This window comes from Pseudoflavonifractor sp. MSJ-30 (genome assembly GCF_018918045.1).
Taxonomy (GTDB): Bacteria; Bacillota; Clostridia; order Oscillospirales; family Oscillospiraceae; genus Faecousia.
This window is the reverse complement of record NZ_JAHLPU010000064.1, coordinates 1-10,914: the sequence shown is the minus strand read 5'-3', so window position 1 is coordinate 10,914 and position 10,914 is coordinate 1. Positions and strand designations below refer to the sequence as shown.

Sequence of the window (10,914 nt, the reverse complement as noted above, 5' to 3'; positions counted from 1 at the left end):
TCCTGTTTTTTCAAGATGCATATGGCTTTAGATTTTACATACAGGGGCGGCTGTCAACTCTTGATTCGCATTGACAATTGACAATTAAGGAGCTTTTTGGGAAGCAACGCAAAAAATATTTGAAATTCGTCCCGCAGGGACACAATAATTGTCCATTGTTCATTGCCAATTGTCAATTCGTTTCTACACAGACTTCAATTTACATGCAGACTCCGCCCCCTCCTTCGGGGGCATTTTTTATGAAAGGAAACACCTATGGAACTGCGAAAACCTGATTTTTACGATACCTTCCGCTGCATTGCCGGAGACTGCCCGGACAGCTGCTGCAAGGAATGGGATGTGGCGGTGGATTCCGAAAAGGCGGCCTTTTACCGGGGGCTGCCCGGGGCGCAGGGGGATCGGCTGCGTCAGTTCCTGAAGGACGAGGATGGGGAAACCTACCTGACTTTGGAGAATGGCCGTTGCCCCATGTGGCGCGCGGACGGACTGTGCCGTATTCAGGCGGAGTTGGGGGAAAAGGCCCTTTGCGCGACCTGCCGGGAATTTCCCCGGCTGCGCCATGACTATGGCAGCTTCATGGAGTTGGGTCTGGAGCTCAGCTGTCCGGAGACGGCGAGGATTCTGCTGTCCCGGGAGGACTGGCGGTGGATATCTCAGGGAAAAGCCGAGGAAGAGACGGATTACGATCCCCGGGATATGGATATCCTTCTGAAGACCCGGCAGGAAGCCATGGAGCTGGTGACGACGGCGGCAGAGCCACTGTCTGCGCTGCTGCTCTATACCTATCATGCCCAGTCGCTTCTGGATGGGGAACCGGAGGCGGCCTTTGACCCGGACCGCGCCGCGGAGGCGGCTGCGGCGCTGGAACAGGCACCGGAGGCGGACGCTTTTCTGGATGTTTTCCGGGAACTGGAAATCCTGACGCCTGCCTGGCGGCAGCGTCTGGACGCCCCCGCCCCCCGCTCCCTTCAAAAGGAAGACCGGGCGCTGCTGCGCTATCTCATTTCCCGTTACTGGCTCCAGGCCGTTTCGGATTTCGACCTGGTGTGCCGGGGGAAGACGATCACAGCCCTGGCCCTGCTTTGCCGCCTGCTTGGGGGCGATGCCGTGGAGACGGCCCAGCTGATGTCCAAGGAAATTGAAAACGACGCGGAAAACATGGATGCCCTGCTGGACGGCGCCTACACCCAGCCGGGACTGACGGATGCCAATTTGCTTGCATTGATCGGATTGTAATCGGGACTGCGGATTTGTCTTACGGGGCGATGCCCGCATCGCCCCGTAAGACGTGGGGCGTTCGGGATAATGTGGATGCCGGTTCGCGGGAGAATACGAAGTCTTGAAAATTCAAAAATAGTTCATATCCCACCCCCTTGACTTTTTTAGCACTCTGTAGTATAGTTTGCTTAGCACTCAGGAAGATTGAGTGCTAAGCAAGTGGATAAGAGCCGGGTATTCCCCGGCGGTCTGAATATGCATACATGGAGGAATTTGTTATGAAGCTGAAACCCATGGCTGACAATGTGCTGCTGAAGGCACAGGAAGCGCAGGAGACCACTGCGTCCGGCATTCTGCTGGCAACCAGCAACAAGGAAAAGCCCGCGATTTATGAGGTCGTTTCCGTCGGCCCCGGCACCAAGGACGTGACCATGACCGTGTCCGTCGGCGACAAGGTGGTTGTCGGCAAGTTCACCGGTACGGATCTGACGCTGGATAAAGTCGATTACAAGTTTGTCAAGCAGGACGACATTCTGGCTGTCGTCACTGACTGAGGAGGTAACGCATTATGGCAAAGATGATTGTTTACGGCGAGGACGCCCGCAAGAAGCTGCAGTCCGGTATTGACCAGCTGGCCGATACCGTTAAGGTTACTCTGGGACCCAAGGGCCGCAATGTGGTTCTGGGCAAGAAGTATGGTTCTCCCCTGATCACCAACGACGGCGTGACCATCGCCAAGGAGATCGAGCTGGAGGATGCCTTTGAGAACATGGGTGCTCAGCTGATCCGCGAGGTCGCTACCAAGACCAATGATGTTGCCGGTGACGGCACCACCACCGCGACCCTGCTGGCGCAGGCCATTACCCGCGAGGGCCTGAAGAATCTGTCCGCCGGTGCCAATCCCATGGTCATGCGCAAGGGCATTGAGAAGGCCGTTGCCGTGGCTGTGGAGTCTATCAAGGCCAACTCCGTGCCTGTGCACGGCTCCGAGGATATTGCCCGTGTAGGCACTGTCTCCTCCGGCGACGCCTCTATCGGCAAGCTGATTGCCGAGGCTATGGAAAAGGTGGGCACCGAGGGCGTTATCACCATTGAGGAGAGCAAGACCGCCGAGACCGGTCTGGATGTGGTCGAGGGTATGCAGTTCGACCGTGGCTATATCTCTCCCTATATGGTCACCGATACCGACAAGATGGAAGCCGTCCTGGACGACGCTTACCTGCTGATTACCGATAAGAAGATCGCCAACATTCAGGAAATCCTGCCTGTTCTGGAGCCCATCGTCAAGTCCGGCCGGAAGCTGATCATCATCGCTGAGGATGTGGAGGGCGACGCTCTGGCGACGCTGCTGCTGAACCGTTTGCAGGGCCGCTTCAACGTGGTCTGCGTGAAGGCCCCCGGCTTCGGTGACCGCCGCAAGGAGATGCTGCAGGATATCGCCGTTCTGACCGGCGGTACCGTGATTTCCAGCACCCTGAACATGGAGCTGTCCAATGCTACCATGAACGATCTGGGCCATTGCCGTCAGGTCGTTGTGACCAAGGATACCACCACCATTGTGGATGGCGACGGCACCAAGGAAGCCATTGCTGACCGTGCCCACATGATCCGCTCCGCCATTGCCACCACCACCTCCGACTACGACCGTGAGAAGCTCCAGGAGCGTCTGGCAAAGCTGTCCGGCGGTGTGGCTGTCATCAAGGTCGGCGCCCAGACCGAGGTTGCCATGAAGGAGCAGAAGCTCCGCGTGGAGGACGCTCTGAACGCCACCCGTGCAGCTGTGGAAGAGGGCATCGTGGCCGGCGGCGGTACCGCCCAGGTCAACGCCATCGAGGCTGTTGAGAAGCTGGTGGCCACTCTGCACGGCGACGAGAAGACCGGCGCCCGGATTATTGCCACCGCGCTGCAGGCTCCTATCCGTCAGATCGCCGAGAACGCCGGTGTGGACGGCTCCGTGGTCTATGAGAAGATCCGTACTTCCGGCAAGGTTGGCTTCGGCTACAATGCCTACACCGAGGAGTATGTGGACATGATCCCCGCCGGTATCGTTGACCCCACCAAGGTCACCCGTTCCAGCCTGGAGAACGCCGCTTCCATTGCCTCCTGCGTGCTGACCACCGAGAGCCTGGTCGTGGATAAGCCCGACCCCGCTGCAGATGCCGCCGCAGCCGCCGCTGCCGGTCAGGCAGGCGGAATGTACTAAGCCGCTTCCTTCCTGTTGATATGCCAAACGCCCGCTCCCTTCTTCGGGGAGCGGGCGTTTTTGACGATGTTACATTTTCATCGCTTCCAGGGCCAGGGCGTTCTGGGTATTGTACAGGTCCGCGTAGACGCCGCCTTTTTGCAGCAGCTCCTCATGGGTGCCGGCCTCGGTGATGCGGCCGTCGGCAATGGAGATGATGCGGTTGGCGGAGCGGATGGTGCTCAGACGATGGGCAATAATCAGGGTGGTCCGGCCCCGGCTCAGGTTGTCGAAGGCCCGCTGAATTTTGGCTTCCGTTACGGAGTCCAGAGCGGAGGTGGCCTCGTCCAGAATCAGAATGGCGGGATCCATCAGGAAGATCCGGGCAATGGCCACCCGCTGTTTCTGCCCGCCGGAGAGCAGGGTGCCCCGCTCGCCTACATAGGTCTGGAAACCGTTGGGCATGGCCTGGATATCGGCGTAGATCTCCGCCCGTTTGGCGGCCTCAATGACCTCCTCGTCCGTGGCGTCCGGACGCCCGTAGCGGATGTTTTCCAGAATGGTGTCCGCGAACAGGAACACATCCTGCTGGACAATGCCGATGGTTTTGTGCAGGCTGTGCTGCTGAATGGCCCGGACATCCGTGCCGTCAATGGAAATGCTGCCGTCCGTCACATCGTAGAACCGGGGAATCAGCTGACACAGGGTGCTCTTGCCGCCGCCGGAGGGACCTACAATGGCCAGGGTTTCTCCGGGGGTCACATCCAGACTCACATCGTGCAGCACCGGCAGCGTGCCGTCGTAGGTAAAGCTGACGTGATCCACCGTAATGGAACCCTTGACGTTTTCCAGTGCTTTGGCGTCCCCGGTATCCTGAATGGTGGGCTCCGTGCGCATGATTTCCACAAAGCGGTTCAGTCCGGCGAAGCCGTTGGCGAACATTTCGGACAATGTGGACAGCTTGCGCATAGGAGAGACGAAGGTGGCGATATACAGGCTGAAGGTCACCAGATCCCGGTAGTCCATCTTATCCTGCATAATCATAAAGCCGCCCACGGCAATGACCACCACATTCAGAACGGTCAGAAACAGTTCCATGGTGCTGTTGAACCGGCCCATGGCCTTGTGGAATTCCCGCTTGGAGGTCTTATAAATTTCGTTGGCGGCATCAAACCGGCGAATCTCCACATCCTCATTGGCAAAGGCTTTGGCGGTGCGGATACCGGAGAGGCTGGATTCAATTTCCGTATTGATATGCCCCGTCTTCTGCTTTACACCTACGGAAACGCTGCTCAGGCCGCTGCGCATGGACATGATGACCACCAGAAAAATGGGCACCAGAATGCCCACAACCAGGGCCAGCTCCCAGCGAATGGACGCCATGACGATCAGTGCGCCGATGATGGTGACAGAGGAGGTCAGTACATCCTCAGGGCCGTGGTGGGCCAGTTCCGTCAGCTCAAACAGGTCCGAAGTCAGGCGGCTCATGAGCTGGCCGGTGCGGTTGGCGTCATAGAAATCATAGCTCATCTCCTGCATATGCCGGAACAGATCCGCACGGATGTCGGCCTCCACCCGAATGCCGAAGGTGTGGCCGTAGTAGCAGACAATGTAGTTCAGAAAGCTGCGCAGCACATAAAAAGCCAGACAGGCCGCCATCAGGCTGAAGAATACCCCGAATTTCCCATTGGGCAGCAGATCGTAAAGGGACGCCCGGGTCACCAGGGGAAAGGCCAGGTCAATCAGCGCGATCATCAGGGCGCAGCTGATATCCACAGCGAAAAGCCGCTTGTGGTTTTTGAAATAATGCAGAAAAATCGCAAGCGGTTTCTTTTTCCGATATTCTTCCGTAGTCATGACGAATCTCCTTATCTCTGTATGTTTATACAGAACAGTATAACAGATTTCCAAAAAAATGCAAAGAGAAAAAGGCAGGCTTCCCCTGGGGGAAGCTGTCGCGGCCCTTTGGGCCGTGACTGATGAGGGGCGGTACAGGCGAATCTACAGAACAGCCAAACAGTTTACGCCGGGACAAGAAAAGAGCCCCCTGAGGGGGCCCAGCAGACTGCCGAAAAACGATGTCATTGCGAGGCGGTGCGCATCGCCGTGGAAATCCCCCGTTAGGCGTAAAAGCACAATGCTTCGACCAAACCGTTTGAAGATCCGGGGGATTCCCACACCAGCGTGCGCGCTGGTTCGGAATGACAACAACTTTTTTTGCAGTCCCTTTTATTGCATCTTCTCCAGCTTTTCCAGAACCTTCGTAAAGTATTCCGGCAGAGGGGCGAAGACCATGACGGGGCGGCCGTCCCTTGGATGGCGGAAGACCAGCTGCCCCGCGTGGAGGCACTGGCTGTCCTGGCCCAGTTCCGGCTTTTTATGGCCATAGACCGTGTCTCCCAGAATGGGATGGCCGATGTAGGCCATGTGGACCCGGATCTGATGGGTGCGGCCTGTTTCCAGGCGGCAGCGGATGTGGGTATAGCCCCGGTAGCGCTTCACCACCTCCCAGTGGGTCACAGCGGGCTTGGAATTGCGCTGGGTGACGCACATTTTTTTCCGGTCCGTAGGATGCCGCCCGATGGGGGCGTCCACCGTGCCAAAGTCCTCCTTCAGATTGCCGCAGACAATGGCCTCATAGGTCCGTGCCATGGTGTGGTCCTTCAGCTGGGAGGCCAGAACCGCATGGGCCAGGTCATTCTTGGCAATGGCCAGAAGACCGGAAGTGTCCTTGTCGATGCGGTGGACAATGCCGGGCCGCAGTTCCCCGTTGATGCCGGAAAGGCTGTCGCCCATGGCATACAAAAGGCCATTCACCAGCGTATCGTCCTGATGTCCCGCCGCCGGGTGGACTACCAGCCCCTTTGGCTTATTTATGACGGCCACGTCGTTGTCCTCATAAACAATGTCCAGCCGCATTTCGGTGGGGACGACATCGATGGGCTTGGGCTCGGGAATGGTGACGCTGACGGAGTATCCGGGTTCCAGCCGGTCGTTTTTTCTGGCGGGCTTTCCGTTCAGACGCACGTTCCCCTCAGCAATCAGCTTTTGGGCGGCGCTGCGGCTGAGTTCCGGCAGGGCACGGCTCAAAAAGGCGTCCAGCCGCTCGCCGGACTGATCGGCAGTAAGGGTCATTTCTTTTTCTCGTCCTTCCAAATGGCTTTGTTGCAGAATGCCAGACTGGCGAAGAGGGCAATGCAGCCGCAGGTGATGAAGCAGTCGGCAACGTTGAATACGGGGAAATCCATAAACTGGGTCTCGATCATATCCACCACATAGCCCAGCCGCAGCCGGTCGATCATGTTGCCCAGACCGCCCGCATACACAGCGGCAACCATCCAACGCTCAAATTTTGAGAAGGGCAGCTTTTTCCTGAAGTATTCATAGAACAGTCCCACAGTGAATACCAGAAAAATCAGGGCAAACAGCCACTGCATGCCCTCAAAGGAGGAAAAGGCCGCTCCGGTGTTTTGCAGATAGGTGAAGTCCAGAATCCCCGGCAGGAAATCCATGTGTCCTCCCAGAGGAATATTGGCCACCACCAGCGCCTTGGTGACCTGGTCCGCCGCAACGATTCCGGCGACGAAAAGGCAGTAGTAGAAAAACTGCATGGGGAGTAAGTCCTTTCAGATGGATTGAAAATTCGGTGAATTGACAATTGACAATGTACAATTGACAATTATGGTGTCCCTTCGGGACGGAGTTAAATGCCCGTGCGGTTTGTCGTTCCGCAGTGTTCCAAATACAGACGAATTGTCAACTGTCAATTGTCCATTGTCAATTTTCACCACGTCAGCCCTTTCGGATAGAAAAACCGCACCTTTTCTTTCGCGACAGCCATATGAATGTCCGTCTCCATTTTCAGTTCGCCGTCCAGATTGACGGCGGTGGGAGTGGGACTGTGGATTTCCAGATGATCGGTGCGGTAATGGGTAATGTACTCCGGCAGCTCCTTATAGCGCCCGGCCTTGTATTTGCCGATAAGTCCCGGCACCTGTGCCCGGGTGACTTTTTTTACAAGCAGCACATCCAGAATGCCGTCTCTGGGGTCAGCTTCGGGCACGGCATAGAAGCCGCCGCCGTAGTAGCGGCCGTTGCAGACGCAGACCATAGTCATTTCCTCATCCCGGGTCTCGCCGCAGAGGGTCACTTTCAGGGGCTGGCTGACGCCGCGGACAACATTGACCACCGCCGATGCGGCATAGGCCCAGAAGCCCTGCAGCAGAGGCAGACGCTTGTAACTCGCGACATCCGTGCCGATGCGGGCGTCCAGACCCACGGAGCAGATGTTCAGTGCCAGAGCATCGTTGCAGCGAATCAGATCAAACCGGGTCTCCTCCGCATCCAGCAGCCGGGGAAGGTGCTGAAAGGCCCCGGGTTCCGAAAACACGCGAACAAAGTCATTGCCGCTGCCCCCGACCCATACGGTGATGGCGACATTATCGTACCCCGCCGCACCGGCGGCAACCTCATTCAGAGTGCCGTCGCCGCCGCAGGCATAGATGCGGTATTCTTCTCCGGACTGGGCAGCCTCCCGGGCGAGCCTTGCGCAGTCTCCGGGACGCTGGGAAATCTCCACCCGGTAGTCAAGGCTTTTGCACAGTTTGGCAATTTCCCGGGAGCACTCCAGTGTCCGGTCCCGGCTTCCTGCCGCCGGATTGATAAGGAACAGGTGCTTCATGTCACTTTCCTTTTCTCTGCTGGTTCAGGTACATATAGTAGTCGCACTTAATCATGCCGTTGTAGAGCTTGCGTTTCCTGTCAGCCCGGCGGCCAAAATAGTGCTCAAATTCCGGCTCGGAGGTAATGATGTATTTTTTCCAGCCATCGGCGCATTTCAGGTGACGGCCAAGGTCGGCGTACAGCCGCTGGGCGCTTTTCTGCTCCATCATCCGCTGGCCGTAGGGCGGGTTGCAGATGAGGATGCCCTCGTCACAGGGCAGGCTCATTTTCGTGGCATCCCCGTCCCGGAATTCGATCAGATCGCCAAGACCTGCTTTCCGGGCGTTGGCCATGGAGAGGGAAACGCACTTGGGATCATTGTCAGAACCCAGAATGCGGTAATTGCCGTGGAATTCCCGGTCTTTGGCCTCTGTGCGGACCTGGCCCCAGATTTTGGGGTCGATCCAGGCGAAGGCCTCGGCAGAAAACCGGCGGAAGGCCCCGGGGGCTTTGTTTTTGGCAATCATGGCTGCCTCAATGGGAATGGTGCCGCTGCCGCAGAAGGGGTCCCACAGAAATTCCCGACCGCGATAGCGGGTCAGGGTCACCATGGCCGCAGCCAGGGTCTCCCGCAGAGGGGCGTCGTTGCCGTTGGCCCGGTAGCCCCGCTTGTGGAGTCCCGGCCCGGAGGTATCCAGGTACAGCTGAACCCGGTCATTCATCAGGGAGAACTGCAGCTGGTATTTGGCACCCGTTTCCGGCAGCCAGGACACGCCGTACTTTTCGCCAAGCCGACGGGATGCGGCCTTCTTGATAATGGCCTGGCAGTCCGGTACGCTCATGAGGGTACTATTCAGGCAATGGCCCTTTACGGGGAAAGCACCGTCTTTGGGAATATAGCGCTCCAGCTCGGTTTTGTACACCCCCTGGAACAGCTCTTCAAAGGTGGTGGCCTTGAAGTCCGCCAGGACGATCAGCACCCGTTCGCCGGTGCGCAGACAGATATTGGTCTTGGCCAGAGCGGTCTCGTCTCCGGAGAACAGCACCCGGCCGTTCTCCACCCGGACGTTGGCCATGTCCAGCCGCCGCAGCTCGTCCCCCGCCAGGCCCTCCAGGCCAAACAGGCAGGGTACGGAAAATTCCATTTCGTTCATTGATTCTCTCACTTTCTCAGGGAATGATCTTACTTTTCTTCAGATACCGCTCTTCCTCGGAGAAGACGCAGCCGCAGTATTTCTGGATATAGAACCCCAGCTCTCTGGCCCGCTCCTGTCCGGCCCGGAAATAGGGGCGGAAATCCCGGTACAGGAACTCCACGCCGTATTCGGTGGCGGCCCGTTCTGCCACTTCCCGCATGAGGTCATGCTTCTGGTAGGGGGAGATGAACAGGGAAGAGGTGAAGCTGTCAAAGCCGCCTTCTTTTGCCTGCCGGGCGGCTTCATAGAGCCGGAACTCGTAGCATTTGACGCAGCGGTTTTCAATGTCATCAGCCACGGCTCTTACAAAGGGCCGCAGACCGTAGTCGTTGCGCTCGATGAGCGGCAGTTCAATGGCCTGGGCGTAGTCCCGCAGACAGTTCCGCCGGGCACGGTATTCCGTAAAGGGATGGATATTGGGGTTATACCAGAACCCGGTTACATCGTAGTGATCAGCCCGAAGCACGTCAATGCACTGATTGGCGCAGGGGGCGCAGCAGATATGCAGAAGCGTATTCATAGATTCCTCCGAAGGAAATTTGACATTCTCTACAGTATAACATGAATGGGGGCGGTTTGCAATGCGAAAGTGAGAAATAACACGACGATTGCCCGAAAACCCGATTGCCGTGCGGGCGCTCCGGAATGCTTGCGTTTTTGAATAGTATATGGTATACTTTTTTCAGACGTTTTCCTGATTTTTCGGAAAAACGCCAATATTTTTTATAAATGGGGTTTTATTTTGTCCAAGAAAAATCCGGTATGGCTGGAAAAGATTCTGCCGGGATTCACACTTGCGCGGGTGGGGCTGATTATTCTCGGCTCTGCCATTGTGTCCTTCGGTCTGTACAACATTCATCAGCAGAGCGGCATCACCGAGGGCGGCGTACTGGGTACTGTGCTGCTGCTGCACCACTGGCTGAACTGGCCTGCCTCTGTCATTACGCCCATTCTGGATATCAGCTGCTATCTGCTGGCGCTGAAGGTGCTGGGTCTGGATTTTATCAAATGGTCCGTGGCCTCCACGCTCTGCGTCTCCGGCTTTTTCCGTCTGTGGGAGACCTGGCCGCCTATGCTGCCGGATCTCTCCGGACATCCTCTGCCGGCAGCGGTGCTGGGCGCTTTGTTTGTAGGTGTCGGCGTGGGCCTGATCGTCCGGCAGGGCGGATCCTCCGGCGGAGATGACGCTCTGGCGCTGTCCATCTCCAAGGCGGTAAAGTGCCGTGTTTCCTATGCATACCTGTTTACGGACCTGACAGTGCTGACCCTTTCGCTGACCTATATTCCTTTCCGCAGAATCGCCTACTCCCTGATCACCGTGACCCTTTCCTCCTGGATCATTGATTTTTTTCAAAAAGGAAAAGAAAAGCACTAAAAGCATATTGACAAAGTAGGCATTCAGTGCTATGATACGGCCATCCAAGGAAAGCCGGGGCTTTCCATCCGGGAGGGCGGGCAAATGAAATACGCCGCGTTTCGATGTTGACAGATAAGGGGATAATTTACGAATAGATAAATTGGGGGTTGTCGAATTGACAATTGACAATTGACAGTTAACAATTAAGGAATTTCCTTCGAAAATAATTCAAAAATAATTTTAATTCGTCCCGAAGGGACACCATAATTGTCAATTGTTCATTGTCAATTGTCAATTTG

At 56.7% G+C, this 10,914-nt stretch carries 10 protein-coding genes; 4 read left to right on the top strand and 6 right to left on the bottom strand.

Annotated elements, in window-relative coordinates; translation table 11 throughout:
• Positions 1-255: 255 nt before the first annotated feature.
• From fliB to groL, 3 genes are all read left to right on the top strand, one after another.
• Positions 256-1,236: a flagellin lysine-N-methylase gene (gene fliB / locus KQI10_RS10250; protein WP_216567308.1), complete on the top strand. Its 981-nt coding sequence runs from the start codon at positions 256-258 to the stop codon at positions 1,234-1,236.
• 260 nt (positions 1,237-1,496) lie between these two features.
• Positions 1,497-1,772, top strand: a complete 276-nt coding sequence (locus KQI10_RS10245) for a co-chaperone GroES (protein ID WP_216567307.1) — start codon at positions 1,497-1,499, stop codon at positions 1,770-1,772.
• Positions 1,773-1,786: 14 nt separating this feature from the next.
• Entirely contained in the window at positions 1,787-3,421 is a 1,635-nt protein-coding gene (groL, locus tag KQI10_RS10240) for a chaperonin GroEL (RefSeq protein ID WP_216567306.1), read from the top strand.
• Between the two features lie 69 nt (positions 3,422-3,490).
• Here groL and KQI10_RS10235 read toward each other — a convergent pair whose 3' ends face one another.
• The 6 genes from KQI10_RS10235 to KQI10_RS10210 all read right to left on the bottom strand — a co-directional run bounded on the left by KQI10_RS10235 (position 3,491) and on the right by KQI10_RS10210 (position 9,778).
• Positions 3,491-5,257, bottom strand: coding sequence for an ABC transporter ATP-binding protein (locus tag KQI10_RS10235; RefSeq protein ID WP_216567305.1), 1,767 nt, complete (start codon positions 5,255-5,257; stop codon positions 3,491-3,493).
• A gap of 372 nt (positions 5,258-5,629) precedes the next feature.
• Positions 5,630-6,535 carry an RluA family pseudouridine synthase gene (locus KQI10_RS10230; protein WP_216567304.1) on the bottom strand — a complete coding sequence of 302 codons (906 nt, stop codon included), beginning with the start codon at positions 6,533-6,535 and terminating at the stop codon, positions 5,630-5,632.
• On the bottom strand, positions 6,532-7,011 hold the full coding sequence (gene lspA, locus KQI10_RS10225; protein ID WP_216567303.1) for a signal peptidase II: 480 nt from the start codon (positions 7,009-7,011) through the stop codon (positions 6,532-6,534). Before lspA ends, KQI10_RS10230 begins: the two co-directional genes overlap by 4 nt.
• 173 nt (positions 7,012-7,184) lie before the next feature.
• A complete protein-coding gene (locus tag KQI10_RS10220; RefSeq protein ID WP_216567302.1) occupies positions 7,185-8,081 on the bottom strand; it encodes a diacylglycerol kinase family protein in 897 nt (298 codons plus the stop codon).
• Position 8,082: 1 nt separating this feature from the next.
• Entirely contained in the window at positions 8,083-9,216 is a 1,134-nt protein-coding gene (locus KQI10_RS10215) for a class I SAM-dependent RNA methyltransferase (protein WP_253285240.1), read from the bottom strand.
• A 16-nt stretch (positions 9,217-9,232) separates the two neighbouring features.
• Positions 9,233-9,778, bottom strand: coding sequence for an epoxyqueuosine reductase QueH (locus tag KQI10_RS10210; protein WP_216567301.1), 546 nt, complete (start codon positions 9,776-9,778; stop codon positions 9,233-9,235).
• Positions 9,779-10,000: 222 nt separating this feature from the next.
• On the opposite strand from KQI10_RS10210, the gene KQI10_RS10205 reads away from it, so the two are divergent.
• A complete protein-coding gene (locus KQI10_RS10205) occupies positions 10,001-10,633 on the top strand; it encodes a YitT family protein (protein WP_371818405.1) in 633 nt (210 codons plus the stop codon).
• Positions 10,634-10,914: the final 281 nt, after the last annotated feature.